Here is a 26,839-nt window from a genome sequence, read left to right as displayed (position 1 = left end):
TCCGTGCCTCCGGGGCTAAACGTATCCTGTATCTGCGTATTCTGTGTAATCAGCGGGAAGCAAATGAGAGATCCTTCGACTACGCTCAGGATGACAAGTGAGGAAAATGTGAGCAGAACGGTGGCTTTGGATATTCCGTGTAAATCTGTGCCTCCGTGGCTAAACGGATCCTGTATCTGCGCATTCTGTGTAATCAGCGGGAAACAAATGAAAAATCTTTCTACCGTGCTCGGGATGACAGCTAATGAAAATAGATCATCTTATTTAGAATTGATATAAATAATATCGTATATTTGTTCTATCCCATGATTAATATTAACTAACCGGAAAATGATTGTAAAGGCAAGAATAGAGCATCAGAAAGATTTTCTGTTCATGGAAGAAATTCCAGATACGTATGTTCCCGATCACCGATTATCCGAAAAATCAATAACCATAAAAGATGCTCCTGTGGGGATCAAAAATTATCAGCTCTCAACAAATGGTCTGTTTTTGGTGCATTCGGAAATGAAATTTGATGGTCCGGCCCGTATCCTCACTGAGGTAGAAGGGGAGGCTATTACCAGTCAGTTTATTTTTAGCAATAAAAACAGTGCGAATCCCAACGGCAAACAATCGGCCAAATACGGACGCAGCCGGCATAATATCCGCTATATTCCTTCAGCAAAAGAAGCTTATGATGTTAAACCTGATGTAGAATTTGTTTATTTTCTGATTGTTTTATCAAAGGATTACTATTTACGTTTAGTTGATCTGTATTCGCCATTGCACGAGCAGTTTGTACAGGAAATGGAGAAAGGAATTTCAACATCTTTTGCCGAACACGATCTTTTTATGACGCCCGAAATGCGCAGATCTATCGAAGCGATCATCTCATGCAGGCAGGACGGTGAATTAAAACGACTTTTTACCGATGCACGGATAACCGAGCTAATTATGTACCAGCTTGAACAGTTTAGCCAACATATACAGGGTGGGAGAGAATCACTACTCGATCGCGACATCCCCAAACTGGAAGAAGCCCGCGAGATTTTAGAACGCGATTATATCGATCCGCCAACACACAAACAGCTTTCCAAAATGATCCTGCTAAATGAATTTAAACTTCGTACAGGATTTAAAAAATATTTTGGCAGTACCATTTACGATTTCGTAACCCGATTACGGATGGAAGAAGCCAAAAGATTGATTTTGGAAGAAGGCAAAAACATGTACGAAGTAGGTGTAAATGTTGGTTTTAAACACCAGGCCAGTTTTACCAATGCCTTTAAAAAATATTATGGCATATTGCCTAGTGATGTGCGGCTCTGATCTTATAAAGGATTAACCGCGATCCTGCACTCTGTGCTTCGGCTATACCGGCGGCTTCCATCAGTTTGAGGTTGCTGTACACGCAGCCGATGCTAATGGGCATTTTATCTTCTTTAAGCATTAGCCATAGCGATTCGGGATGGGTAAAATCACTTACTTCCAGTAATTTAAAGGCAATCCATAGCCTTTTTTCCGAAAATAATAAGCGTTTTAACCTGCAATAGTCGTTTATGGTTTTTAAAATGGTTTCTTTAAATACATCTGTACAGGCCGATTGAGGTAGCTGGCCGATACTTTGTGCCGTATTGAATAGTTTTTGAATGTTTTCCATAGGTAGCGGAGATTTAAATCTTTACAGATTGGAGGTTGATTAATTCATCGGTTTCGGTAGTTTTTAATTTATAAACAGGTTGATGCGGGGCTTGCAGATTGGAATTGAATTTTGCCGCATCCAGTTTAATTTCTTTTGGTACAATAACGGTTTTTAGGCTGCTTTGGTCGGTATAGGCCTGCGCATGGATGCCAAATGCGGTGTACATGTGTTGTGGCGTAAGTACCTGTACCGGGGTGCCATCCCACCATTTACGGCCATCTTTTAAAATAATGATACGGCTGGCATATTGCGCAGCAAGGTTAACTTCGTGTAGTACTACAATAATCATATAACCTTTTTTTGCCATCGCAGCAGCTATAGCCAGGGTTTGGTGCTGAAACTGAAGGTCCATGTTATTGGTGGGCTCGTCCAGCAGTAATACGGCATCCTTGTTATCCCACAGCTGTGCCAAAACCCTTGCCAGGTGCACCCTTTGTTGTTCGCCGCCCGAAAGGCTTAACATCGATCGGTCGGCAAGGTCGGTTAAACCGCACAATTCCATGGTTTCAAGCATTGCAGTTTGGTCGTTTTTTGCAGATGCGTGGCTTTTAAAACCATATCTGCCCATCATAACTACTTCTTTTACCGTAAAAGCCATCGAAATGGGGTTATGCTGCTGCAGGTAAGCCCTTTTAGTGGCCAGAATTTTCCGTTTATAAGCTGCAAGGTTCTCGCCGTAGAGCATAATGCGTCCGCTATCCGGTTTTCGTTCGCCTGAGAGCAAGCGCATCAGGGTTGATTTACCCGCACCGTTCGAGCCTAAAAGCGCAACCATTTCGCCCGGCCTGATACTGAATGAAATATCTTTTAAAAGTGGCCTGTTATTTAATTTATAACTGATGGATTCTACTCTAAGCATAATTTAATTCACTAATTTCTTTTTGTCTTTAATGAGGATATATAAAAATATGGGCGTACCCATTAAAGCGGTAACCACACCGATAGGCAATTCTATGGGCTGAACAATCAACCTCGACACCATATCAGCAAGCGTGAGCACCAAAGCCCCCATTAATGCCGAAACCGGAAGTACAAAACGGTGATCTACACCGCCCAGTAAACGCGTGAGGTGGGGGATGAGCAAGCCGATAAAACCGATAATGCCCGAAACGGCTACAGAGGCTCCAACAGCCATAGTTGCCAGTACCACCACTGATATTTTGATGCGGTTGGGGTTTAAGCCGATCAGCTCTACCTGACTTTCGCCAATGGCAAATAAATTTAATCCTCTTGATAAAAAAGGGAGTCCGATTACGGGAATAAGTACAAAAGGAAATAAACAGCTTACATTTTGCCAGGTGGCACCTCCCAAACTGCCCATCATCCAAAAGGTAATGCTGCGGAGTTTCTGCTCATCGGCCAGATAGGTTACCAATCCGGTTAAAGCACCCGCCATGGCATTAATAGCAATACCGGTAAGCAGCATGGTAGAAACATTGGCCTGTCCGTTTACTTTCGAAAGGTTATACACCAGCATAGCAGTTAGGCCTGCGCCGGCAAAAGCACCAAAAGCCAACAGGTAATAACCTAATAGCTGGCTTAAGCCCGAAAATAGCAAAGTTTCGAAAGCAATGATCAATACGGCCATTAATGATGCCCCGGCCGATATGCCTACCAGGCTTGGCTCGGCCAAAGGGTTTCTGAATATGCCCTGTATGGCCGCACCTGATATGCCCAAAGCGGCACCAACCAGAACGCCCATTAAGGTGCGCGGCAACCTGATCATCATAATTACACCTTCATTCATTTCGTGGTTGGTACCGCCAAAAACAGTAAAACCCATCGTATGGGTAAGGGTATCAATTACTTCTTTTAATGGAATGCGCATAGCACCCAGGGCAAGGGAGAAGCAGATGGAAACCAGTAAACCTGCACCAAGGCAGGAATAAATAATCGTTCTTTTCATTATAAAATACGGTTATTTAGTGCTTTAATGGCTTCGGGTAAACGGTTACTGAAGTTGATGAGCAAGGGGCCGTTCATTTCTACTATCCTTTTGTTTTTTCCGGCATTGGTATAGGCTACGCCTGGCAGGTCTAAAAAGGCCTCCCTGCCACCTAAACTGCTTAGTCCGAAATCGAACATCAGGATTACATCCGGGTTGCTTTTAATTAGCGCTTCGGTAGTGTAGGGTTTAAAATCGCTGAATTCCTGTATCGCATTTTTACCTCCTGCCAGTTTAATAATCGCATCAATACTGCTGCCTTTTCCGGCCACGTTCATGGTACCTACACCACGGGCATAAATAAACAATACTTTCGGACTCTTATTTCCCTTTTTTAATTGACTTAAAGCAGTATTAACGCTGTTTTCTGTTTTTTGTGCGAGCTGTTCGCCACGGGTTTTATCGCCAATGGCTGCGGCAATCTGCCTGATAAATTTTGTGGCCCCTTCAACTGAAAATTCCTGACGAATGCTTACCACTTTAATGCCGAGTGATTTAAACTGATAAAGATTTTCTTTAGAGAAATCGCCTTCGGGAACCAGGATAAGATCAGGACGGAATGCGGTAATACTTTCAACAGAGAACGAGCGGTTGCGGCTCACTTTAGGCAACTTGTTAATTTCTTCGGGCGATACACTGGTTACATCGGTGGCTAAAATACTTTTGCCATAACCTAATGCATTAACCGTTTCGCTAATGGCACTGCTCAAGGTAATAATACGTTTTGCCTGTGCTGCTGCCTGTTGCAGTACAAAGGAAAAAGAAAGGGTAACTAATATAATGTAATACTTTTTTAGGCTCATGTAGGCTTTGTTATGGAGACAAAAAAAGTGTTTAATTAATCTAAATACAAGTATTTAAGCCTCGAATGATATTTATCCCAAACGTATTTTTTTGAGGAAAGTGTTACTGTGTTATAGTTTTATTTTATTGATAATCAATTGTTTAATGTGTTTTTGTTGTGATTTAATCTCCAGATTTGTGCAAAATAGAGGCCGAAAAAATACGCTTTGAACAAAAGAAAATACGGATTGCACAAATTAAAATACGGATTGCACAAACCATTTATGGCGCTTAATATGGATGTTTGCAGTGTTCTTATTTAGAATGATTAAAAATAATATCCGCAATGAAGCACATAAAATATCCTTGTAGGTTCAATATAAAAACAGCCGCTGCCGGCCTGTTGCTTTTAACAGTTGCTTTTGGTTCGTGCAAGAAAGATGAACTGGATCCGAACGAGGTTTTACAGGATGGTAAAAGTGTGGTAATTACCGACCTGGCGGGTGATACACAAGCAGCAATGGGAAGTGGAACGCCAGGTAAAGAATTACGTCCTTTTTTTACTTTTCTTTTCCGGTTTAGGGATCAGAAACAGATCTGGATCCGCAATGCTGCCGATTCGGCACAATGGCTGAAAACAAAAGATTGGGATATAGCTTTCACCGGACCATACAACAGTGAGGTTTATGTTAACGATAAAGATTATCAGTTTAATCCCGGTTTCGGCGGAACGGCAAAAAGTGCAGTGATATTGTTGCAACAGGGTTATGATACGGTTAACCAGGCACCATCCGACGAGGCTTTTAATGCCAGCGAAGTAACCAAAATTGGATGGGCATCATCTGCCGCCTCAAACGGATGGTTTTTTTACAGCCTTAATACACACATTATGCAGGCCATACCCAACCGTACTTATGCCATCAGGCTACCAGATGGTAAATATGTCAAACTGCAGCTGATTAATGCCTACAAGGGCAATCCGCCAAGTGTTACCGATTTAAACTGGCCTGCACCATATTATACTTTTAAATATTATGTGCAGCAGGATGGAAGCAAAAATTTACAGACCAAATAATAAAATGAATACAACGATTACCATAAACAAAAACATGCTAAAATGGGTTTCGGCCTGTTTGGTATTGGGTTTACTTTTTACCAGTTGCAAAAAAGACGAAATCGTTTCGCCTGAGCCAGAAAAAGTGGTGCCGACCCATACCGAAGGTGGTACACCATATTACAAACTGCAGCGCATCGAAAATTTGGCTGTAGAAACGGATGATGCCAACCCCACGGTACCGCCAACAGCTGTTTTGTTCAGTTTAGAAACCAAAGCAATTATTCCCTTATTGTACACCAAAACCAATCGTTGGGATATTTGCTTTAACGACCTATACAATAGTTTTATAAGCTGCAACAACGGCCAGTCGAGTACCAGTTTGGGGGCCGGAAGCACAGGTACTGGCGGGATAGCCATACTACAGAAACCGTTTAACGAAGTTACCGACGTACCCGCAGATGGTACGTTAAGCATCACTAAAACGATCGGTACCGACGACGAAGGCGACTTTGGACAGGGCATTGGCTGGTACCTGTACGATTTTATCGGGACCAAAAGGGGGGATGGCAGTTATGATAAACAGCATGTGGCTTATGCCATGCCCGAAAAACGTACCATTATTGTCCGTACCGCTAAAGGTGATTATGCGAAAATCAAAATGATAAGCTGTTATAAAGATGCCTTTACTGCCGACAAATGGTTCAGAACCACCCCGCACATGTATTTCACCTTCGAATTTGTAATCGTACCAAAAGGAAGTACAAAATTCGAAATCAAATAAACCCACATAAATCAATATCCATATTAAAATGAAGAATAAATTAACGCAACTGCTTTGTATGATATTAACAGTTGCTACGCTTGCCGCCTGCAAAAAAACAATTGGTCTGGAACCACTTCCGGCCAATAAAATCACCGAATTTAAGGTGGCCGTATCCGACGGAAATATTTTTGGTGCCATTGATGAAACCGATAAAACAATTACACTCTATTTGCCATATTATTACGAACTGGATGTAATTGAGCCTGTAATCAAACTTTCGGCAGGAGCTAAGCTGAGCGAAACCCTTGCCCCGGTAGAGGTTCTGGATACCAAAAAAACTTATACCGTAATTGCTGCCGATCAGACTACTTCTACTTATAAACTGATCATTAAACTCAATCAGATCTCGCCTCTGGTATTAACCGAGCTATCAACTTTCACTGCAACATCAACAATGGCAATTGGTACCTACGATATACGGGTTATGGGTAATTTTAATGTTTCTGACCTTAAAAAGGTGAAGGCCTATCTAGTAGATAAAACAGATAAGGAGTATGAGTTGGCACCGAGTCTTTCACTCGGAACCCCAGGCGTATCGGTTACTTTAATAGGTGGTGTTAAAACTTATGCTTATGGTTATTTACAGGTTCCACAAACTTTGGATACGGGAACTTATAAGGTAAGGGTAAAAGTACAGGCCTTAACTGCGGAAATGAAATATCCGGTAAAAGTAGTTTATGGCAGGCCTGGGATTAATTACGGTCCGGTTACCGTTAAACAGGGAGAGACGTTTAAAATTGTTACAGGAGGAGTGGTGTTTAACGATTTCAAAGAGTTTTATATCGTGGTTAACGGCCAGAAAACACTTTTACCCATTGTTTCTTACACCCGTACCGAGGCGGTAATCCGTGTTCCCGATACCGTACCGCCAGGAGTATATACACCCACAGCAGCTTTTGGAACATGGCCATTATCAACCCTGAACTGGGCCGTTACGGTAACTGCAAAATAACAGTCTATTTATCATTCAATTATGAAAAACGATTCGGGAGAGTATTCCCATTTATATAACAAAAATCATAAATCTAAAAAAAATGAAAATGAAATTTTTAAAACTTACGTTCGCCGTTGCAACTTTGGCCATATTAGGAACCGCTTGTAAAAAAGATGCTGTTCAACCAGATAATAAACTTGCCTTACAGAATACTACTGCTGCCCTTGCTGTAGGCGATACCGAAGCAGGTGTGGTAAACAATTCATCAACTTCACCTACTTCGTGGACTGCGGTTGGTTACGATTTATTGAACAATGTTGTTGCAAGCTCTGGCAACCAGGTTAATTTCGACAGCAACTTTAACGGGAACATTACCCCGGTAACAGGTTTTTATCTTGGTTATTACGATTCACCTTCTGTAACCAATGTTACCGGCATCACTTTAACCGATGTTTCTTCAGTTACACTGGATGTAAGCACTTTGGGCAGCAATACTACTACTGTTGTTGGATGGTACAATTACGATAGGGTTAACCGTACCATTACTCCTGTGGCGCAGAGATATGCTGTTGTAGGTAACGGTTCAACAATTGCCGGTTCAACCAGGCTTTATGTGGTTCAGCTTGATGGTGTAACTACTTCTGGTACTTACAACACAACCGTTAATTTCCACACTAAGAGATTAAAATAAGGAATAGCTTAATTAAGGGAAATCCTTAATTAAAAAGATAAAAAAGGGACGAAAACACGACTTATCGTCCCTAAAAATCATAAATAAACCCAAATAAGGGAATAATCCCGAATCGTTTTAAAAATATCAGCCTTGGCTTAGGCCATATTTGCGGGCTCTAAACTGCAAATCTAATAATTATTGATTATGAATACAATATATAAACGCTTCTCTACCAGTTCATACTATCTTTTGCTTTTTTGTCTATTAAGCATATTCAGTGCCTGCAAAAAAGAATATGAAGATTTTCCTTATGCCGACATTGTAAGCTTTACCATAAAAGATGCAAACGGAAATCCATTGAAGGCCGTAATCGACGAAAAAAATCTTACCATATACTGGCCATCAGGTCAGGCTGTGCCAGATAATATTGTGCCCAGCATTGTGGTATCAGAAAGGGCAAATGTTAGTCCTGCTTCGGGCCAAAGTGTGGCTTTTAAAGAAACAACCAGGTTTGTGGTAACCGCGCAAAACGGTACAACGAAAGAATATCTGATTAAAAAGGTGATCAATCAGCCGCTGCTTAAGATTAATATTTCTTCGGGGGTTTTGGTATATAACACTAAAAATTTTGTAACCAGAGGGAGCAATATTAATGTTACCGGCGATAATATTATTGCCAATAAAGAACAAACTAAAGCTTTTTTGGTCAATACGGCCAATAATACCGAAAAAGAAATTGCCATTGCAACAATAACACCAATTGCACTAAGCGCAACAGTTGATACTAGCGTACCGGATGGCACCTATCAATTAAAAATCGTATCGGGCCAGAGAAGTGTGGTTTTAGAACGCACATTCGGTGTAGCCAATAGCCGCCCAGCCATTACGCCGGTAGAACTAAGTGCCATAAAACTCACGTTAAAACCCGGTGAAGAATTTATACTTAAGGGTGAAAGCAGGATTGAACTGGTGAGTAAATTTTCTATCCGCAATGCTGCCACTAAACAAACTTACGACCTGATTATCAAGGAAACCAAAACAGGTCAGTTAACATTAAAAGTACCCGATAATTTACCAGTTGGTAACTATGATTTTTATAGCTATAACTATCCTGGCGGAGAATATTATGCTGCTGGTACAGCCTCGGGATATTTTGATGATATAATTACGGTTGCTAACTAACATATTGTGCAACATTATTTCAGGATATATATCACGCTTCTTACGCTGATTCTGATAGGAACCTTTGCCTGTAAAAAGGCACAGGTTTCTGTTGATGATGCGGAGCAGATTGTTTCGCCTACTACGGGTACACGCAGTCAGTTTACGCTCGATTCTATCTTTTTATACGCTAAACAGGTATACTTATGGAACGATGTACTGCCAGGTTACGCAACATTTAATCCTCGCCAAAAATATGCTGGCATCAGTTCTGACATTACAGCTTTTAGAAAAGAACTGTTCGATATTTCACAGCTTAAAATAAATGTGGCTACCGGTAGCCCTTACGAATTGCCTGTTTATTTCGAAAATCCAAAATACTCTAACCTTCAGGTAGGGAGGAGCATTCCGGGTAGTACTGCCGGTATAACAAATCCAAATATGGCTGTGCTTAGTAGTAAAGTAATTACCAGCGGAAATACAGCTGTAGCTTATCTGGCTTTGGGTTCGTTCCCTTCATTAAGCAGCAGTAAAGCTGCCTTAGATCAGGCTTTTGCCGATCTGGCAGTTGCCAATCCGAACGCTATTGTAATCGACTTGCGGAGCAACGGTGGCGGTTATCTCGAAACTGCAGAATACGTGGCCGATTTAATTGTTCCAACCAGCCTGAACGGTAAAGTGATGTACAGCGAAGTATTTAACCCCGCAATGCAGGGTGGAACTGTTCCAATATTAAAGCATCAACCTTATTTAGATGCCAATGGAAAAAGCGCTGTTTACAATGGCCGTAATGCCACCATGGCCGATGTAGATTATACCATAGCGGGCAATACTTATAAATTTAATAAAAAAGGAAGTTTACAGACCATCCAATCCGTTTATTTTATCGTTTCAGGCAATACCGCTTCGGCCAGCGAAATGCTGATCAGCAGCTTGAAACCCTATTTCGATGTTAAACTCATCGGAGAGAAAACCTATGGCAAACCCGTAGGTTTTTTCGGCATCAACATCGATCAGTACAGCGTTTACCTAAGCAGTTTTTTAATTAAAAATGCCAATGGATGGTCGGATTATTTTACCGGCATGCAGCCTGATGTTGCTGTAAAAAGTGCAGATAATCCTGTTTTGGGCGATCCGAGCGAAAGTTGTTTACGTGCAGCTTTGGAACTCATTACCGGAACAAAAAAACTGGCTGTAAGCAAACTGGCCACAACAGATAAAATTATTGCTACTAGAGCTGATTTTTCGCAACCAACTGGTGTTGAAAGTATCATGTTCGAAAACAGATTAAGGTTAAGAAAATAATAAGGTAAGGCTAAAACCTGATCCTGCAACAATAAAATAAAACATGTTTAAAGTATCCTCCATTATATTCTTGCTTGTGTTTACCCATTTAAAGGTAGCTGCACAGGATTATGGAAGTTTAAAAGGCACCGTTAGCGATGAACAGGGGAAACCTTTACGCGGTGCAACTGTTCGACTTGAACCTGACGGGCATATCACTGAAACCGATACCAAAGGAAATTTTGTTTTCAATAAGCTATTTACCGGTAATTACAACATTACGGTAACTATGGTGGGTAAAGCCAGTTATCAGAATAATATTAAAATCGGTACAGTTGCCAATAACCTGATCATTAAACTATCGGGCGATGAACGCGAACTGAATGAAGTAGCGGTATCCGAAAACCGTGCTGCTCCGGATAACCTGATGAAACTGGAGCGCAGCGCCATGCCTGTTACGGTAATCAGCAGGCGCACCATCGAACTGATGGGCAGCAGAAGGTTGGATGAGGTATTGAAAGAGCAAACCGGCATTGCCATTGTAAACAACATTGGCGGTGGTGCCCGGTCGGTTGGTGTGCAGATGCAGGGTTTTAGTAGTGAATACGTGATGATCTTAATCGACGGACAGCCCATGGTTGGACGCAACAGCGGAAATTTTGATTTATCCAGGATCAGCGTTTCCAATATCGAAAAGATCGAAATTATTAAAGGCGCATCTTCCTGTCTCTTCGGAAGCGAGGCGCTCGGCGGGGCGATTAACATCGTTACCCGCTACGGCGCTTTACAGCCTCAGGCACTCATCGCAGCAAATTACGGGAGTTTAAACATTGCCGATATTACCCTCGAGGGCGAAACACCATTCGATTCGCAAAGGGGATCGGCCAATATTTCTGCAAATTATTACCGGACAGATGGCTTTAATACCAATCCAAAATACATCCAGCAGGGTACAACAGCACCACCTTACGATAATTATGCCCTGCAGGGTAGGGTAAGATACCGTTTAACCCCAACAAGTACCATTGGTTTTAGTGGCAGGTACGGATTGAGGAAATCATTTATGGCTAAAGATTTTGGTTTGGGTATTATTTCAGGCGATAGTCAGGATGAGCAGGATTTAAACCTTTCGGCCACTTTCGATCATAATTTCAATTCGGGATTGCGGAGCATGAGCCGTTATTATTTTACCAATTTCAGGTCTGACCAAAGTGTAAACTGGCAGCAAACAAACAGCAGCATTACTAAAGATGTTTTTGTGCAAAACCTGCACCGTTTCGAACAGCAATTTGCGTATGGGGTAAACAACGAACTTAAATTTACAGGCGGTTTGGGCGGCAGCATCGAAACCATGAACGATGTTTCGCTTACTAATCCGGGTTCGGTAAATACCGGTTTTGCATTTTTGCAGGGCGATTGGCAGCTAAATAAACAGCTGGGCCTGGTTGCAGGATTGCGTTACGATTTAACCAACGCCTACGGTAGTAAACTGAATCCGAGTTTAGGTTTACAGTATAAAATTGTACCTGGTTTAACCTTTAAAGCGGGAGCGGGAACGGGATTTAAAGCGCCGGATTTTAAATCGAGGTACCTTGTTTTTTATAACCCGGCGGCCAATTACCTGGTTATCGGTAACGAAGTGTTAAGGCAAACGTTAAATCAGTTGGATCAGCAGGGACAGATCAGTGAAATCAGACAGTTTTTACTGAATCAGCTTGATCAGAATTTACAGGCAGAACGCAGCACTTCTATAAATTTAAGTTTTGAGTGGAAACCTAAAGATAATGTAAAGCTGGAGGCTGGCGTATTTCACCACAGTTTACGCAACCAGATCAACAGTATCCAGGTGGCAACAGGTAGCGGAAACCGGAATATTTATACCTATCAAAATCTTCCAGAGGCGGTAAATAAGGGAATAGATTTGTCTTTTGCAGTGAGCCCGCTTAAAAATTTAGAACTGAGCGCAGGTTATCAATACCTGGTTGCAAAAGACCTCAGCGTAATCGACAGTATTAAAGCCGGCCATTTTCCTTATAACCAGAACATCCACGATCCGGCAACGGGAAATTCTTATGCGCCAAAACCATCAGATTATTGGGGAATCGAGAACCGATCTCGTCACATGGCGAATTTTAAGGCTTTTTATAACTATCGTCCCTGGGATGCCAGTTTAAACATCCGCGTAAACTACAGGGGCAAATATCCTTTCGGCGACCGTAACGGAAACCAGTTTATCGATCGTTACGACACTTTTGTGAATGGCTTTTTTATGCTCAATGCCGCTTTCGAAAAAAAACTGATGAAACAGCATTTAAGCATCAGGCTAACGGCCGACAACATTTTAAATTATACCGATAGGTTAATGCCAGGGCAGCCGGGCCGTCTACTGCTGGCCGGATTAACCTACCGTTTATATAAAGATTAATTATTCAATCACCATAAATTACAAAACATGTTAAGTACCAATATTAAAGAGGCTACAAAAGCCGAACACCAAAACTTAGAAAAACAGGTTGTTTTAAAACTAAAAGCCATCAGAAGCAATGCTGATTATGCCGATCTGTTAAAACATTTTTATGCATATTTCAGCCATATTGAAGAAACCATCAAACCATATATTACAGAATCTATCCTGCCTGATTATGCACAGCGCAGAAACTCCAGCTATATTAAAGCTGATATTTTGGAACTGGGCGGCGATATCACCGATCTGCCATATACCACTGTACCAAAAATTGAAAATGCTGTAGAGGCATTGGGTGCCCTGTATGTATTGGAAGGTTCGATTATGGGCGGAAGCATTATTGTTAAAATGCTCGAAAAAGGAGGGGTTACCAAAGGTGTTTCTTTCTTTTCGGGTTATGGCGAAGCCACTGGCATGATGTGGGGCAATTTCGTAGCAGTTTTAAATGCACAGGCAAAAACCGAACAGGATGAAGAACAGGCAATTGTTGCTGCGAACGACACGTTTAAACATTTTGCTTATGTATTCGAGAAGGAAAGAGTAGGGACGGTTTAAAGATAATAGGTCTATATCATTAGTGTTGTCACCCTGAATTTATTTCAGGGTTTTTCTAGCATGATGGATGCTGATCTCGAAGATTCAGGACAGCATGACGGTTGGCTTGGAAAGGTCGTCATTTCGAGCGGAGTGCAACGAAGTCGAGAAATCTATCGAGATAGATCTCTCCATTTCACTACGTTCCAGTCGAGATGACGACATTTTTATTATTTCTTCAACAATGTATCAATCTCGGTATTAAATTCCTTTACAAATTCATCGTAAAACTTTCCGGTGGCGGGACCATTAAAACCGGTGTGGATCTGTGCCACATTACCCTCTTTATCGATAATGATAGTGGTTGGAAATGATAAAAAAGAATCCAGTGCCGGTAAAGATTGCGATACCACCTGTTTATCAGCTGTGCCTGCAAGCACCTGATCGTATTCGATACCGAAACGCTCACGGAAACGGTTCATCACTTTTTTTGCATATTCAGGCTCGGTAGAACGTTCGTAATGCAAAGCAATAATTTCTACACCGCGTTTTTTGTTTGCCTTGTACCATGGTGCAATAAAAGTAGCCTCATCAACACAGTTGGGGCACCAGCTTCCCGTAATGGTTAAAATCACTACTTTGTTTTTGTATTTTTCATCTTTCAACGAAATCTTTTTACCATTTACATCCGGGAAACTGAAATCGAGGGTTTTATAACCTGTTTTCAGGTAAGTAAGCTTGTAAGGATCAGGAAGGGCAGCGTCTTTATTTTTGGTTCCGGTAAAAGCCTGACTTCCCCTTGCACCCAAAATTTCGCCTGTTAAAGTACCATCAGGCTGAAAAGTACCTTTGTAGTAAGCAGGAGAGGAGCCGATGAAACTCGAAAGCTGGAATTCATTGCCTTCTACCACACCTTCGAGGTAACGCGAATCGCCGGTTACGCGTAAAAAAGTACCGGTTAGTTTGTTGCCTGTTTGTTTAAATAAACCTACAGTTTTTTCGTCTTTACCATTGGGCGATTTAAAAACCACATCGTAACTTCCCGAGTAATCTGCGTTGGCCGGTTTGTTAAGGGTTTCGAAACGGTAGTTTTTGCGCTCGGCCACAATAGTTAATGGCCTGCCTGCTTTATCTTGTTTACGTAAAGTACCCGATAAATGATCGCCATCTACAAGGGCGAAAGCCAGTTCGTTATCAAACTGATCGAGTTTTACAAAAAGCGAATCTGCTGTCTGTTTTACCAAACCACCTTCAAATCTTTCTTCCGCATTGCGGAAATATAATTTCTGTTGTCCACTTTTTTCATTGATTTCGAAGTTGAAAGGGATATCTAAACCTTCTTTAACTTTGGCGATTCCCCGCCAGGTACCCAGCGCAACAAATGCTTTTGTTTTTTTCTCCTTTGCTTTTGCCTGTTGGTTATTGGCTAAAACAGCCTGATCCTGAGCAAAGGTAATGGAGGTTGATATGGCCAGTGCGGCGGTAAATAGGGATTTTATGTTCATTGGGACTGTGTGTTAATCGACTAAATTAGTCGACAAATATACTGACGAAATCATCAAAGAAAAAATATTTGAATAAAAATCTATAAAAACTATAGGATAAATGGAATAAGTTATACCTTTGCCCCAGTTATTTTAAAATACTTATCAAGAAAGGCGGAGGGAATGGCCCTGTGAAGCCTTAGCAACCATCTAATTTAATACTTAGAAATGGTGCTAATTCCATCCCGGATTAATCTGGGGTAGTTAAGTCAGTAGTTTGCGATATCCTTATTTATATATGGAGCACTTCTGATTTAAGGGGTGCTTTTTTTTGGCCCGATGCGATCCTGATAAGTAAATGTGTTTATAGAAAATCATTCAAATGAAAAAAACAGACGAGCTAAAATCCATTGATGCAAACTTCCGGGCATATTTCCGAATGCGCATGCCCTGTTAAAGTAACACTATTTTAACAGGCTTTTCTGATCTAACCATTCCTTCTTATTTATTAATAAAAGCGCGGTTTTTAACCGTTCAGGAATCGTTTTGCCCAAATTATTTATCCTTTATCTAATCATTAATTACACACAGATGTTTAAAAGAATTAAATCAATAGCGTTTATTTTACTGCTCTTTATTACGCAGCAGCTATTCGCTCAAAATGCCATCATTACCGGAACGGTAAAATCGGCAGATGGCGAAACACTGCCCGGTGTTTCCATCTTTATCAAAGAAACCAGGCAAACCACCATTAGCGATGGCAAGGGTGCTTTTAGTATTAATGCACCTGAAAAAGGTACGTTAGTTTTTTCATATATCGGTTTTAAAACTCAGGAGGTACAGATCAGCAAAAACGGACCGATAGCGGTAATCCTGCAATCGAGCGATAATGCGCTTGATGAAGTGGTGGTAACAGCTTTGGGTATTTCGAGGGAAAAAAAATCATTGGGTTATGCCGTTCAGGAAGTGAAAGGGCAGAGTCTGGCCGAGGCTAAAGAATCCAATCTGGTAAATGCACTGGCCGGAAAAATTGCTGGTGTAAGGGTAACCAACAGTCAGGGGAGCATGGGTTCATCGCGTGTGGTAATCAGAGGTGAAACTTCAATTGCAGGAAATAACCAACCCTTATTTGTGGTAGATGGTATTCCGGTTGATAACTCACAGTTAAATTCGGCAGGTGCAAGGGATTATGCCAATACCATTTCGGATATCAATCCGGAAGATATCGAATCGATGAGTGTGTTAAAAGGACCAAATGCGGCTGCATTATATGGTTCGAGGGCTGCTGCAGGGGTTATCCTGATTAAAACCAAAACAGGTAAATCGAAAAAAGGATTGGGTATTGCGGTAAATTCAAATGCAGTGATAGAAAGCATATTAACCCTACCAGTATACCAAAATGCTTTCGGACAGGGCTCGGAAGGTAAATTTAGCTATGTAGATGGTAAAGGTGCCGGTGTTAACGATGGTGTTGATGAGAGCTGGGGGCCAAAACTGGACGGAAGATTGATCCCCCAATTTTACTCTAAAGGTGTTGCCGTTCCATTTGTGGCACATCCTGATAACGTACGCGATTTCTTCGAAACAGGCTATTCATTAAATAACGGTGTATCTGTTGCCGATGCAGGCGAAAAATTCGATTACCGTTTATCTTATAACAACCTTAAAGAAGTGGGTGTAATTCCTAACTCCGGACAGGGGAAAAACTCTTTTGTTGTAAATACCACTTTAAGGATCACACCAAAACTGAGTGTTACCGCCAATGCAAATTACAGCAAACTATCTTCTGATAATTTACCGGGCACGGGTGGTTCGCGCTCAACCAGTACCATGTTGCAGTTTACCTGGTTCGGCCGTCAGGTTGATATTAACCAGTTGAAAAATTACCTCGATGAAAACGGAAATACCTTTAACTGGAACAATAGCTATTACAGCAATCCGTATTGGGTAGCTTACGAAAATACTGTTTCACAGAACCGTAACAGGCTTATTGGTAGCATTGGCCTTAATTATAAAATTATTAAAGGTTTAGAGTTTAATTTCCGTACCGGAACAGATTATTACAATGACAGGCGTAAAGTTAAAATTGCTTACGGAACCAACGGAACGCCATTTGGCTCTTATACCGAAAGTGCATTTACGGTAAGTGAGAGCAATACCGATGCAACCTTAAACTTTAACAGACAATTGAATGATGATTTTAGCCTCGAGTTATTGGCCGGAAGCAACATCCGTACCCGTTATATCGAGCAGAACGATCAAAGTGCACCACGTTTGGCTGTTGCCGGATTATACTCGTTAAGCAACTCAAGGGATCCTTTAACGTCATCTAACAATTACAGCAAATTAAAATCGTACAGTGTTTATGCATCCGGTCAGATTGGGTTTAGAAATTACCTTTTCGCCAACATTACCGCACGTAACGATTGGTCATCAACTTTACCGGCACAGAATAGGTCTTATTTTTATCCGTCATTTAACGGAAGTTTTGTAGCAACAGAAGCTTTTGATATTAAAGGTGGTGTACTCGATTACTGGAAAATCCGTGGAGGTTGGTCTAAAGTAGGTAAAGATGCCGATCCTTACCGTTTAATTAATACCTATTCATTTAGTGCGCCATATGGTTCGAGTCCGCAATTAAGTCCGGCAACTACCGATCTTAACCGCGATCTTAAACCCGAAACCACTACCTCAACAGAGCTGGGTACCGAGGCTACCTTTTTTGGTAAAAGGGTTCGCGTTGATTTAAGTTTGTACAATACCAACAGTTACGATCAGATTTTAAGTGTGGATGTAAGCCAGAGCACAGGTTTCCGTTCTAAGTTGCTTAATGCCGGTAAAATCAATAATAAAGGTATTGAGGTACAGTTAGGACTTACCCCGGTGAAAAAACAGTTTATCTGGGATATTGATTTTAACTATGCTGCCAACAGAAGTAAAGTGATCGAACTGGATAAAGCCGGATTATTGCAGAATTATGTTGTGGCTTCTAACTCCGCGCAGGTAATTGCTGCGGTTGGTCAGCCTTATGGAGCCTTATTTGGCAATGCATTTTTAAGGGATGGCAATGGCAACATCGTGGTAAACTCAACAGGAGCACCACAAACCGATCCTACCAAAAAGGTATTGGGTAAATACACACCCGATTGGATTGGAGGCGTGTACAATACTTTCAGTTATAAAGGTGTGAGTTTGGGCGTATTGATCGATGCCAGTTTTGGTGGTTCTATTTATAACGGAACTTATGCAACCGGAACTTATACAGGTGTTTTAGCTTCAACTTTACCGGGCAGGGCGGCCGAGTACGGAGGCATTTCTTATTATTACCCCGGCAACAACAAAGCCAACGGAACAGTTAGGGTAAACGGAGCTGCGCCTGCAGGGGTAACGGTTTATGACGACGGGATTATTTTTGATGGTGTAACGGCCGATGGCAAACGCAACGATAAGATATTACCTGCACAGCAATACTATAAATCGTTCCGTACCATTGATGAAGCCAATATTTTTGATGCTTCTTATGTAAAACTACGTGAAGTTAAACTAAGCTATAACCTGCCTGCAAAATGGCTGCGTCCATTAAGCTTACAGGGTGTTTCGGTATCGCTGGTTGGCCGTAACCTTTGGATAATTCATCGTAATACTGTTGATATTGATCCGGAAGTGGCCTTCAATACGGGTAACGGACAAGGTTTAGAGAGTCTTTCTAACCCAACAACCCGCACTTACGGACTTAACCTGAATATTAAATTTTAATTATTCCCATTATGAAAAATAAAAAACTATATATACTGGCCGCTTTGGCAATTACGCTTTCATCTTGTGGTAAAGAACTGGATAAGGTAAATATCAATCCGAATGCTACCGAAAATGCACAGCCCGATTACCTGCTTACCGGTGCCATTAAAAACACGGTAGATGCTTATTGGAGCACCACCAACACCATGAACTCGAGTTCGTTGTTTGTGCAGCATTGGGCTAAAGTTCAATATACGGAAGAAGATCGTTTCATTTATTCGAACAGCAGTTTCACCTCGTTGTGGTCTACCGGTTATTCGCAGAGCATTACGGCTTTTAACAAAATTGCCCAGCTTGGCGATGCACAGGCCAATCCAAACTATAAAGGTGTGGCATTGGTATTAAGATCGTGGGTATTTTTATTGCTAACCGATGCTTATGGCGATGTTCCCTATTCGCAGGCCGGAAAAATCAGCGATTTTATCACACCTGCTTACGATAAACAAAAAGATGTTTATTTCGGATTGTTAACTGATTTAAAAGCAGCAAAAACGGCTTTGGATCCGGCAGGGAAAGCGATTAGCGGCGATATTATTTATAATGGTAACATTGCACGCTGGAAAAAACTGGCCAACTCATTGCGCCTCCGCATTGCACTCCGTATTGCGGATAAAGAACCTGCAAGGGCCAAACAGGTATTGGATGAAATTGCTGCAGATGGCGATACGTATTTGAGCGATAATACAGATGTTGCCCAGTTAATTTATTTAACCTCTCCGCAACAGAATCCGGTAAGTGCGCTTTTCGAAACCAGGGATGATTACAGAGTGAGTAAAACCCTTGTGGATAAGCTTTTTGCATTAAACGACCCGCGTTTGCCGATTTATGCAAGTAAAACTCAAACGCCAACTCCAGAGGAATATATTGGTGTACCTAACGGATCAACCAACTCTGAAGCGAGTGCTTTAGGTTTTGCAAAAACATCAAAACCGGGCGCTTATTTCTTATTACCACAGGCACCGGCCGTTATTTTTAGCTATTCGGAATTGCTTTTTGATAGGGCAGAAGCTGCTGCAAGGGGATTAACAACTGAAAATGCCGCTGATTTATATAAACAAGCGGTTAAAGCTTCTTTAAAACAGTACAACATCAGCGATGCAGCTGCCGATACTTATGCGGCGCAGGCCGCAGTACAATATGATGCCGCTAACTACAAAAGATCAATCGGCGAGCAAAAATGGATCGCTTTGTTTGGTCAGGGTTTAGAGGCCTGGGCAGAGCAGCGCAGGTTAGATTATCCGCAGTTAACGGCGTCGGTAAATACGGTATTGAACGGTAAAATTCCGGTACGTTTTATTTATCCAGGTACCGAGCAATCGTTAAACGGCCAGAGTTATAAAAATGCGGTAAGCAGCCAGGGTGCAGATTTATTAACCACTAAACTTTGGTTTGATGCTTTTTAATGCGGAACCGTCACCCTGAATTTATTTCAGGGTCTATCTTACGGGAAAGGTGCTGATCCCGAAGATTCGGAACGGCGTGACGATCTCATAAAGAAAAATTGAATGTTTCAGATAATACCATCTGACATCGCAAATTGTTTACGAACAAAAAAGTCCCGGTTTTTACATCGGGACTTTTTGCTTTTTTTATCAAAGAAAAAGATAAACCTGTTCGGATTCCTTTCTTTTAATTGGTATTCATCTTGCTAAATCTTCGGCAGCGTTACTTGCCCTGGTTTTCAGTTCTTCTGCATAACCTTTTGCTTTATCTGCCCATTGTGGAGCCCTGTCTAATAAATCGTCTACAATCGATTGTCCGGTAATTGGATCTTTCTTCGTGATATATTTTACGCCCGCATAAACTGCTGCGCCAATAATTGCTGTTTTTAAAATTCCCATGTTCTTGTCTTTTGTTTTTTAGTTAAACATTTTGAGGTAGTTAAAAGTTTTAGACGATTTACTATTGCCTTTGTTACATTAACAAACTTCAATAATGGTCGTCATCTCGACTGAAACGTAGTGAAATGGAGAGATCTGTCTCGAGGCAGATTTCTCGACTACGCTGCACTCCGCTCGAAATGACGACATGGGGGAACTTCGCCGAGCCTTAGGGTTCTCCGTTGCGTTACCCATGTAAAACCGGTACAAGTTACACTCCGTTCGCAATGACGATCCAGGTGATAACCTGTCCATTTCAATCGCCCTATTTCCTATTTCGAATCTGATTATGCCTAACTAAGCTATTTTCTTCTCTGTTGAGGGTGTTTTTTGAAATAGTTTTGATCAACAAAAAACACAGAAACATGAAAACAACAAAAATTTTATGGTTAGCTAATTTCTTCCTCGTGATTATGCTTTCCATTACGGCCTTTGCGGCAATGTATAAAACACCGGTAAAAAAGATAACAGATCCCAGTCTCGGAAAAGGTTTTGCAGTGGTAGAACTCTTTACTTCCGAAGGCTGCTCGAGCTGTCCACCGGCCGATGAGCTAATGGCAAAATTGGAAAAAGAATCGGTAAATAAAGAGCTGTTTGTACTGGCTTACCACGTAGATTATTTCGATCGTTTGGGCTGGAAAGATGCCTTCGGTAGTCCGGAATACTCCAAACGACAGGTACAGTATGGGCAATGGTTAAGATTACCGCAAATTTACACCCCGCAGGTAATTGTTAGCGGTAGCAGCGAATTCATCGGTTCGGAAGAAGCCAGTATTCGTAAGGCAATTTCTAAACAGTTGGCTACAAAAGCTACGGCAGAAATCAAACTTCAATCGCACCTTAGCGAAAATTCATTTAAGGTACATTATCAGGCTTCCGTGGGTCTGCGGGGCAGTAACCTGTTAATCGCTATCGTACAAAAAGCGGCCCATACCAATGTGGCCAGGGGAGAGAACGAAGGCCGTACTTTATCACATGTCCAGATTGTACGCAAACTACAGTATGAAAAATTAAATAATACCGGAAACGGAGCTGTTTCGGTTACGCTTCCTAAAGGATACAATGAAAAAGACTGGGAAGTAATCGGTCTGATCCAGAATCAAAACAGCGGGCAGATCATTGCGGCGGCAAAAGCTACCAAATTCGAAGGTACCGCTGATCAAAATCAACATTAATAATAAAGCTATGGAAAGTACACATAAAAGAAGCCTGAGCAGGTTTTTAGTTGCCATCGTTTCGATGTTATCAATGCTCTTTCTCATTACTCCACCATTTGAAAGGAACGTACAGCAATGCGAAATGATCAGGGAAATCGGCAGGAAAAAGAAAAGCGGATTCCAATTAGATGGCGAAATGGAATAAACAAAAGTAATCAGGCAGCTAAATGTCTAATTCAGCTGTTAATCTGCCTGATTCACCAGAATAAGGTCGTTTAACGACCAATAACACAATAATTTTGATCAACAAATTTAAAAATCATAACAAAATGGAAAATAATCAGAACAGCAACCCAACTGCGGATGCTACAGCAAAAAAAGTATTATACACAGGCAAAACACACACTACAGGTGGCAGAGATGGCAGCTCAAAAAGCTCCGATGGAAGACTGGATATTTCACTTTCTTCTCCAGGTTCGAATGGCGCAGGTACCAATCCTGAGCAATTGTTCGCTGCGGGCTGGTCGGCATGTTTTATCGGTGCGATAGGGCTGGCAGCAGCAAAAAATAAAATTACATTACCAGCAGATTTGGCCGTTGATACAGAGGTAGATCTTTGTTTAACAGACGGTGCATACAGTTTACAGGCCAGGTTAAATGTGAGCCTTCCAGGTTTATCGCCCGAAATAGCCAGATTACTTACAGATGCTGCCCACCAAACCTGTCCGTACTCTAAAGCAACCCGTGGCAACATTAATGTGGAAATTAATTTGGTGTAGATAACCTTCACGCAGATTATCATCTCGACTTTAAAAAGAGTCGTCATTGCTTCGTCGGCTGAAAAAGCCTTCTCGCAATGACGACACTTAAATAAGTATCTTTTTAAACCCACTTCAACGACTAAAAACATGACACTAAAAAATAAAAACAACCGCAATTACAGATCACTATTTGCATTACTATTAATCGCTTTTGCACAGTTTTTTACTGCTAAAACTGTTCTTGCACAATCAACTGTAAGCAAAATCACAGCAGATCAGATCACTTTCGGGAAATTGAAACAGGTAAATGCAGGTTTGTTAAATGTAGGTTACGTAGAAGCCGGACCAGCCAACGGTACACCTGTAATTTTGCTGCATGGCTGGCCTTACGATATTCATAGTTATGAAACCGTAGCGCCAAACTTAGCCGCTAAAGGTTACCATGTAATTGTGCCTTATTTAAGGGGGCATGGTACCACTACTTTTCTTTCTGATAAAACCTTTCGTAACGGACAGCAGGCTGCAGTAGCACTCGATATTATAGCCTTAATGGACGCTTTGAAGATAGATAAAGCTATTTTGGGTGGTTATGATTGGGGTGCCAGAACGGCCGATATTATTGCAGCTTTATGGCCTGAACGTACCATCGGATTGGTTTCGGTAAGTGGTTACCTGATCAACAACCTCGACAGAAACAAGCTGCCACTTCCGCCAAAAGCAGAACAGGGTTGGTGGTATCAGTATTATTTCGCAACAGCTAGGGGTAAAGCAGGTTACGAAGCCAACAGGAATGAATTTGCCAAATTGATCTGGAAAAATGTATCGCCCGAATGGAAGTTCGATGAACAGACTTTTCAGCGCAGTGCTTCGGCATTTAACAATCCTGATTATATCAGTATCGTGATCCATAATTACCGTTGGAGGTTAAGCCTGGCACCGGGCGAAGCTAAATATGATCTATATGAGCAAAAACTGGCACAAAGTCCGGTAATAACCGTACCTGCTATTACCCTTGATGGGGATGCCGATGGCGTAGCCCCCGCAACTGATGGTACTGCTTATGCCAATAAATTTACAGGTAAATACAAACACCTGATTGTTAAAGGTGCCGGGCATAACCTACCTCAAGAACAGCCTGATGCATTTGCTGATGCAATTGTAACAGTAGATGGTTACGCTAAAAATAAATAGATAATCGATATAGGCCATGGAAAATTTAAAGCAAAGAAAAAGGATGTTGTCTATAACAGGGATAATTGCTGTATTCATCTTTATCAGTATCCAGTTTATGGGGTCAAAGGTTGCAAACCCGGCAATTAAAAGCGCTTTTAAAGGGCCTAAAGCGGTAGAGCAGATTTTAAAACGGGCCTGTTACGATTGCCATTCGAACGAAACGGATCTGGCCTGGTATGATAAAATCGCACCCGTTTCGTGGCAGGTAGCCAAGGATGTGAAAACCGCCAGAAGCCGTTTTAATTTTTCGCAATGGAGCGATCTTTCGGAAGCAGAACAGGAAACAAAACTCTGGTACATCGTAAACATGATCGATCAGGGTAAAATGCCCTTAAAAAGTTATGCGGCACTACATCCTTCCGCTAAAGTTTCGAAAAATGAACTGGCATTGCTCAAAACATTTGTGATTTCTTACTCAGCAGAAAAAGCCAGGAAGAAAAAGGAATTGAAGCCGGTAACCAAGCATGATGAAACAGGTATTAAACCTCAACAAGCAGTAGCTTTAAATGGAGTGGCTTATAGCGGCGATTATAAAAACTGGGAAGTAATCAGTACAACCAACCGTTTTGATAACGGTACCATGCGAATTATTTATGGCAATGACATTACTGTAAAAGCGATTAAAGAGGGAAGGGTTAACCCATGGCCAGAAGGTTCGGTTATTGTAAAAGTAGTGTGGAACAAAAGTGTCGAGGATGAAGATGGCGAAGTACATACCGGTGACTTTAACAATGCACAGTTTATGGTAAAAAACAGTAAAAAATTTAAAGATACCGAAGGTTGGGGCTTCGCAAGGTTTTCCGGTCCGAAATTACTGGCTTATGGTAAAAATGTTGGTTTTGCCACGGAGTGTATCAATTGCCATCAACTGGCTTCAAAAACGGGTTTTGTGTTTGATATTCCGAAGAAGTAGCCCATGATTATTCTTGATTTCTTCTTACCGCAATCGTCATGCTGTCCCGAATCTTCGGGATCAGCATCTATCATGCTAACTAGACCCTGAATTAAATTCAGGGTGACGGCCATTCATAAACTAGTAAAAAAAATAAAATGAAAACAACTACAAATCATAACCTCATCATCAAATGCCTGGCATCAGCTTTTGCTATGTTCATGTTTAATGACTGCAGCAAAGAAAAACAGCGCGAACTGGCACCAACTGCACTTTATCAGGAAAACGGAATGCATCCTGTTGCTTCTTCCTTTAATACCAAAAAGCAGGTGATTTCTATTCTTTATACCAACGATGTTGCAAGAAAGAACCTCCTGGCCGGTGCCGGAAAATATACTTTAGTGCGCTGGGAGCAGAAACCGCATCCACTATGGTTTGGTGGCAATACCAATGGCAAAATACTTTCAGTAGAGAAAATAAACCTTTCAAAAGATGCAAAAGGCCTCACAAACATCCATTATCTAAAACAATCAGCTCCAACTGGAGATAATGCCGAAGAAATGGATGTGAGGAAGCGGATCAGGTATATTTTAGCGCAAAAGTTTTCGCAATTCCCAGGTTAAACTACCTGTTTTCGAGCCAGTTTAAAAATGCCGTGGTTTTCTCTTTACCGATCAATAATTTTTCGGGCGAAGGAATTACCAGTTTCACAAATAATTTACGGTCGAAATAATGCTCTACTTCTTTAATGGCATTGAAATTAATAATATACTGGCGGTTAAGCCTGAAAAACTGTAGCGAAGAAAGCTGGTTCTGTATGGTATCGAGCGATTGACTTAAGGTATACTCTTCCTCTTTCAACGTCATGATGGTGGGCGATTCATTCCGGATGTAAATAAAAGCAATCTGCTCGGTTGGTACCGTGGTATATTTGTTGTGTTTAAATACCAGAAAACTTTTTTTCCCCTCATCCGGACCAATGCGTTTCAGTAATTCGTCCATATTCGGCAGTTTGTTCTGCTGGAAGAAATTCTGGAACTGATCTACCTTTTCAAATGCTTTTTGCAGATCGTCCTGAGAGAAAGGTTTCAAGAGGTAATCGATCCCGTTGGCCTTAATGGCATCCATGGCGTATTCTCCGTAAGCAGTACAAAATATTACCGGACAGCTGATTTTTACCGATTGGAAAATTTCAAACGATAGGCCGTCCGACAGCTGGATATCCATAAAGATCAGGTCGGGGTTTTCGTTCTCCGAAAAATACTGCACCGCATCATCAATACTCTGCAGGTTGGCCACAACCTGCGCTTTCGGACGTATTTTGCTAATCAGGTTTGCTAAAGACTTTGCAGCCTTCAGCTCATCTTCAATGATGATAATCTTCATGTATAACAGGGAGTTTTATGCTAAAATGGGTTTCGTTTTTAATAATTTCGATTTCCTTATCCAACAGGTGCTGGTAGCGTTGATTGATGTTTTCGAGGCCAATTCCCGTTGATGCTTCGGGAGTTCGTTTCGGCTGGATTTTATTTTCCACGACAATAAAATCACCTTCAACAAAGATTTTAATGTGCAATGGTTTTTGAAGCGAAACCACATTATGTTTGATGCAGTTTTCGATCAAAAGCTGCAGTGTAAAGGGTGGGATGAGGCTTTGATGATAACTTTTATCCATATCGATGGCCAAATCGATTCCTTCTTCAAAACGGGCTTTCAGGAGGAAAAGGTAAGCATCTAAAATATCGAGTTCTTCTGAAAGTTTAATGAGATCATGTTTGCGGCTCTCGAGTGTATAGCGGTAAAAATCAGAAAGTTTAAGGATAAATTCAACGCTATGTTTATCACTGCTCTCTACCATGTACTTCAGCGTATTAAGGCTATTGAACAGAAAATGTGGGTTTACCTGTTGCTTTAAAAGTTCGTATTGTGCGCCGAGATTATCCGACTTTGTACGTTCGAGTTCAATGCCTACCTGCTGGTTCTGGTAATTCTGGTAAAGCAGGTTCAGGAACATGTAAAAAGTAATGTTTACCAATATTCCCCTTACTTCGAACATCAGCATAATCGGTCCGAAATTGATGTGCGATAATAAAAACTGCTGTAAACAGGCGAGGATAAACATTAAAAGTATCCCGAAGAAAAGTCCTTTTACCAAACGCATTACCGAAAAACCGCTGGCTACATCGCGCGATGAATAGGCGGGGAGGGTTAACACATTATAATACCAGATAATTACGGCAAAGAGAAAAGTTACGGCAGCATCAACCAGTGCTTCGTAAAGATTAAAGCGGT

The 26,839-nt window shown here is 41.4% G+C and carries 26 protein-coding genes and 1 riboswitch; of the genes, 18 read left to right on the top strand and 8 right to left on the bottom strand.

The window, feature by feature from the left end; genetic code table 11:
• The coding region (locus B2V92_RS20540; protein ID WP_293311770.1) for a hypothetical protein at nt 1–279 on the top strand (279 nt) is incomplete at its 5' end.
• A gap of 51 nt (nt 280–330) precedes the next feature.
• Nucleotides 331–1,311, top strand: coding sequence for a helix-turn-helix transcriptional regulator (locus B2V92_RS20535; protein ID WP_293311768.1), 981 nt, complete (start codon nt 331–333; stop codon nt 1,309–1,311).
• Here the strand turns inward: B2V92_RS20535 and B2V92_RS20530 are convergent.
• The 4 genes from B2V92_RS20530 to B2V92_RS20515 are packed head-to-tail and all read right to left on the bottom strand — an operon-like array spanning nt 1,292 to nt 4,432.
• A complete protein-coding gene (locus B2V92_RS20530; protein ID WP_293311766.1) occupies nt 1,292–1,642 on the bottom strand; it encodes a transcriptional repressor in 351 nt (116 codons plus the stop codon). The genes B2V92_RS20535 and B2V92_RS20530 overlap by 20 nt on opposite strands.
• Nucleotides 1,643–1,655: 13 nt before the next feature.
• Nucleotides 1,656–2,543 (bottom strand): heme ABC transporter ATP-binding protein, encoded by an 888-nt coding sequence (locus B2V92_RS20525; RefSeq protein WP_293311764.1) that lies wholly within the window; start codon nt 2,541–2,543, stop codon nt 1,656–1,658.
• Nucleotides 2,544–2,546: 3 nt separating this feature from the next.
• Complete coding sequence (locus B2V92_RS20520; protein WP_293311762.1) at nt 2,547–3,590, bottom strand: FecCD family ABC transporter permease; 1,044 nt, start codon at nt 3,588–3,590, stop codon at nt 2,547–2,549.
• Nucleotides 3,590–4,432: a heme/hemin ABC transporter substrate-binding protein gene (locus tag B2V92_RS20515; RefSeq protein WP_293311760.1), complete on the bottom strand. Its 843-nt coding sequence runs from the start codon at nt 4,430–4,432 to the stop codon at nt 3,590–3,592. Before B2V92_RS20515 ends, B2V92_RS20520 begins: the two co-directional genes overlap by 1 nt.
• 326 nt (nt 4,433–4,758) lie before the next feature.
• Here B2V92_RS20515 and B2V92_RS20510 point away from each other — a divergent pair, with 326 nt between their 5' ends.
• The 8 genes from B2V92_RS20510 (at nt 4,759) to B2V92_RS20475 (ending at nt 13,363) form a co-directional block, all read left to right on the top strand.
• The gene (locus tag B2V92_RS20510) at nt 4,759–5,487 is read left to right on the top strand and encodes an HmuY family protein (protein WP_293311758.1); all 729 of its coding nucleotides are present in this window, start codon (nt 4,759–4,761) and stop codon (nt 5,485–5,487) included.
• Between the two features lie 4 nt (nt 5,488–5,491).
• Complete coding sequence (locus B2V92_RS20505) at nt 5,492–6,250, top strand: HmuY family protein (RefSeq protein ID WP_293311756.1); 759 nt, start codon at nt 5,492–5,494, stop codon at nt 6,248–6,250.
• 28 nt (nt 6,251–6,278) lie between these two features.
• A complete protein-coding gene (locus tag B2V92_RS20500) occupies nt 6,279–7,244 on the top strand; it encodes a hypothetical protein (protein ID WP_293311754.1) in 966 nt (321 codons plus the stop codon).
• Nucleotides 7,245–7,332: 88 nt separating this feature from the next.
• Nucleotides 7,333–7,917 (top strand): hypothetical protein, encoded by a 585-nt coding sequence (locus tag B2V92_RS20495; protein WP_293311752.1) that lies wholly within the window; start codon nt 7,333–7,335, stop codon nt 7,915–7,917.
• A gap of 186 nt (nt 7,918–8,103) precedes the next feature.
• Nucleotides 8,104–9,081, top strand: a complete 978-nt coding sequence (locus B2V92_RS20490) for a hypothetical protein (RefSeq protein ID WP_293311750.1) — start codon at nt 8,104–8,106, stop codon at nt 9,079–9,081.
• Nucleotides 9,082–9,087: 6 nt separating this feature from the next.
• Nucleotides 9,088–10,365: a S41 family peptidase gene (locus tag B2V92_RS20485; RefSeq protein ID WP_293311748.1), complete on the top strand. Its 1,278-nt coding sequence runs from the start codon at nt 9,088–9,090 to the stop codon at nt 10,363–10,365.
• A gap of 43 nt (nt 10,366–10,408) precedes the next feature.
• Nucleotides 10,409–12,769, top strand: a complete 2,361-nt coding sequence (locus tag B2V92_RS20480) for a TonB-dependent receptor (protein WP_293311746.1) — start codon at nt 10,409–10,411, stop codon at nt 12,767–12,769.
• A gap of 27 nt (nt 12,770–12,796) precedes the next feature.
• On the top strand, nt 12,797–13,363 hold the full coding sequence (locus B2V92_RS20475) for a biliverdin-producing heme oxygenase (RefSeq protein WP_293311744.1): 567 nt from the start codon (nt 12,797–12,799) through the stop codon (nt 13,361–13,363).
• A 209-nt stretch (nt 13,364–13,572) separates the two neighbouring features.
• Here the strand turns inward: B2V92_RS20475 and B2V92_RS20470 are convergent, their stop codons facing one another.
• Nucleotides 13,573–14,847, bottom strand: coding sequence for a peroxiredoxin family protein (locus B2V92_RS20470; RefSeq protein ID WP_293311742.1), 1,275 nt, complete (start codon nt 14,845–14,847; stop codon nt 13,573–13,575).
• A 138-nt stretch (nt 14,848–14,985) separates the two neighbouring features.
• Nucleotides 14,986–15,097: riboswitch (SAM riboswitch) on the top strand.
• A 320-nt stretch (nt 15,098–15,417) separates the two neighbouring features.
• On the opposite strand from B2V92_RS20470, the gene B2V92_RS20465 reads away from it, so the two are divergent.
• Nucleotides 15,418–18,582 carry a SusC/RagA family TonB-linked outer membrane protein gene (locus B2V92_RS20465; RefSeq protein ID WP_293311740.1) on the top strand — a complete coding sequence of 1,055 codons (3,165 nt, stop codon included), beginning with the start codon at nt 15,418–15,420 and terminating at the stop codon, nt 18,580–18,582.
• Nucleotides 18,583–18,593: 11 nt separating this feature from the next.
• Nucleotides 18,594–20,027 carry a SusD/RagB family nutrient-binding outer membrane lipoprotein gene (locus tag B2V92_RS20460; RefSeq protein ID WP_293311738.1) on the top strand — a complete coding sequence of 478 codons (1,434 nt, stop codon included), beginning with the start codon at nt 18,594–18,596 and terminating at the stop codon, nt 20,025–20,027.
• Nucleotides 20,028–20,264: 237 nt separating this feature from the next.
• Here the strand turns inward: B2V92_RS20460 and B2V92_RS20455 are convergent, their stop codons facing one another.
• A complete protein-coding gene (locus tag B2V92_RS20455) occupies nt 20,265–20,465 on the bottom strand; it encodes a YtxH domain-containing protein (RefSeq protein WP_293311736.1) in 201 nt (66 codons plus the stop codon).
• A 404-nt stretch (nt 20,466–20,869) separates the two neighbouring features.
• Between B2V92_RS20455 and B2V92_RS20450 the strand changes: the two genes are divergently transcribed.
• The 6 genes from B2V92_RS20450 to B2V92_RS20425 all read left to right on the top strand — a co-directional run bounded on the left by B2V92_RS20450 (nt 20,870) and on the right by B2V92_RS20425 (nt 25,170).
• Entirely contained in the window at nt 20,870–21,679 is an 810-nt protein-coding gene (locus B2V92_RS20450; protein WP_293311734.1) for a DUF1223 domain-containing protein, read from the top strand.
• Between the two features lie 10 nt (nt 21,680–21,689).
• Nucleotides 21,690–21,866, top strand: coding sequence for a hypothetical protein (locus B2V92_RS20445; RefSeq protein ID WP_293311732.1), 177 nt, complete (start codon nt 21,690–21,692; stop codon nt 21,864–21,866).
• Nucleotides 21,867–21,990: 124 nt separating this feature from the next.
• A complete protein-coding gene (locus B2V92_RS20440; RefSeq protein ID WP_293311730.1) occupies nt 21,991–22,440 on the top strand; it encodes an organic hydroperoxide resistance protein in 450 nt (149 codons plus the stop codon).
• Nucleotides 22,441–22,569: 129 nt separating this feature from the next.
• The gene (locus B2V92_RS20435; protein ID WP_293311728.1) at nt 22,570–23,613 is read left to right on the top strand and encodes an alpha/beta fold hydrolase; all 1,044 of its coding nucleotides are present in this window, start codon (nt 22,570–22,572) and stop codon (nt 23,611–23,613) included.
• A gap of 16 nt (nt 23,614–23,629) precedes the next feature.
• Nucleotides 23,630–24,568, top strand: a complete 939-nt coding sequence (locus B2V92_RS20430; RefSeq protein WP_293311726.1) for a heme-binding domain-containing protein — start codon at nt 23,630–23,632, stop codon at nt 24,566–24,568.
• 137 nt (nt 24,569–24,705) lie between these two features.
• The gene (locus B2V92_RS20425; RefSeq protein WP_293311724.1) at nt 24,706–25,170 is read left to right on the top strand and encodes a hypothetical protein; all 465 of its coding nucleotides are present in this window, start codon (nt 24,706–24,708) and stop codon (nt 25,168–25,170) included.
• Between the two features lies 1 nt (nt 25,171).
• On the opposite strand, the gene B2V92_RS20420 is transcribed toward B2V92_RS20425, so the two are convergent.
• Both B2V92_RS20420 and B2V92_RS20415 read right to left on the bottom strand, forming a co-directional pair.
• On the bottom strand, nt 25,172–25,933 hold the full coding sequence (locus B2V92_RS20420) for a LytR/AlgR family response regulator transcription factor (protein ID WP_293311722.1): 762 nt from the start codon (nt 25,931–25,933) through the stop codon (nt 25,172–25,174).
• On the bottom strand, nt 25,914–26,839 hold a 926-nt coding region (locus tag B2V92_RS20415), incomplete at its 5' end, for a sensor histidine kinase (RefSeq protein WP_293311720.1). The genes B2V92_RS20420 and B2V92_RS20415, both read right to left, overlap by 20 nt.

Source organism: Pedobacter sp. UBA5917 (assembly GCF_002432345.1).
Taxonomy (GTDB): domain Bacteria; phylum Bacteroidota; class Bacteroidia; order Sphingobacteriales; family Sphingobacteriaceae; genus Pedobacter.
The sequence above is the reverse complement of the archived record's forward strand: the minus strand, read 5'-3'. Positions and strand labels throughout refer to the sequence as shown.

Coding starts and splice junctions, on each gene's coding strand:
- B2V92_RS20535 (WP_293311768.1), top strand. CDS start 331: ATGATTGTAAAGGCAAGAATAGAGCATCAGAAAGATTTTCTGTTCATG.
- B2V92_RS20530 (WP_293311766.1), bottom strand. CDS start 1,642: ATGGAAAACATTCAAAAACTATTCAATACGGCACAAAGTATCGGCCAG.
- B2V92_RS20525 (WP_293311764.1), bottom strand. CDS start 2,543: ATGCTTAGAGTAGAATCCATCAGTTATAAATTAAATAACAGGCCACTT.
- B2V92_RS20520 (WP_293311762.1), bottom strand. CDS start 3,590: ATGAAAAGAACGATTATTTATTCCTGCCTTGGTGCAGGTTTACTGGTT.
- B2V92_RS20515 (WP_293311760.1), bottom strand. CDS start 4,432: ATGAGCCTAAAAAAGTATTACATTATATTAGTTACCCTTTCTTTTTCC.
- B2V92_RS20510 (WP_293311758.1), top strand. CDS start 4,759: ATGAAGCACATAAAATATCCTTGTAGGTTCAATATAAAAACAGCCGCT.
- B2V92_RS20505 (WP_293311756.1), top strand. CDS start 5,492: ATGAATACAACGATTACCATAAACAAAAACATGCTAAAATGGGTTTCG.
- B2V92_RS20500 (WP_293311754.1), top strand. CDS start 6,279: ATGAAGAATAAATTAACGCAACTGCTTTGTATGATATTAACAGTTGCT.
- B2V92_RS20495 (WP_293311752.1), top strand. CDS start 7,333: ATGAAATTTTTAAAACTTACGTTCGCCGTTGCAACTTTGGCCATATTA.
- B2V92_RS20490 (WP_293311750.1), top strand. CDS start 8,104: ATGAATACAATATATAAACGCTTCTCTACCAGTTCATACTATCTTTTG.
- B2V92_RS20480 (WP_293311746.1), top strand. CDS start 10,409: ATGTTTAAAGTATCCTCCATTATATTCTTGCTTGTGTTTACCCATTTA.
- B2V92_RS20475 (WP_293311744.1), top strand. CDS start 12,797: ATGTTAAGTACCAATATTAAAGAGGCTACAAAAGCCGAACACCAAAAC.
- B2V92_RS20470 (WP_293311742.1), bottom strand. CDS start 14,847: ATGAACATAAAATCCCTATTTACCGCCGCACTGGCCATATCAACCTCC.
- B2V92_RS20465 (WP_293311740.1), top strand. CDS start 15,418: ATGTTTAAAAGAATTAAATCAATAGCGTTTATTTTACTGCTCTTTATT.
- B2V92_RS20460 (WP_293311738.1), top strand. CDS start 18,594: ATGAAAAATAAAAAACTATATATACTGGCCGCTTTGGCAATTACGCTT.
- B2V92_RS20455 (WP_293311736.1), bottom strand. CDS start 20,465: ATGGGAATTTTAAAAACAGCAATTATTGGCGCAGCAGTTTATGCGGGC.
- B2V92_RS20450 (WP_293311734.1), top strand. CDS start 20,870: ATGAAAACAACAAAAATTTTATGGTTAGCTAATTTCTTCCTCGTGATT.
- B2V92_RS20445 (WP_293311732.1), top strand. CDS start 21,690: ATGGAAAGTACACATAAAAGAAGCCTGAGCAGGTTTTTAGTTGCCATC.
- B2V92_RS20440 (WP_293311730.1), top strand. CDS start 21,991: ATGGAAAATAATCAGAACAGCAACCCAACTGCGGATGCTACAGCAAAA.
- B2V92_RS20435 (WP_293311728.1), top strand. CDS start 22,570: ATGACACTAAAAAATAAAAACAACCGCAATTACAGATCACTATTTGCA.
- B2V92_RS20430 (WP_293311726.1), top strand. CDS start 23,630: ATGGAAAATTTAAAGCAAAGAAAAAGGATGTTGTCTATAACAGGGATA.
- B2V92_RS20425 (WP_293311724.1), top strand. CDS start 24,706: ATGAAAACAACTACAAATCATAACCTCATCATCAAATGCCTGGCATCA.
- B2V92_RS20420 (WP_293311722.1), bottom strand. CDS start 25,933: ATGAAGATTATCATCATTGAAGATGAGCTGAAGGCTGCAAAGTCTTTA.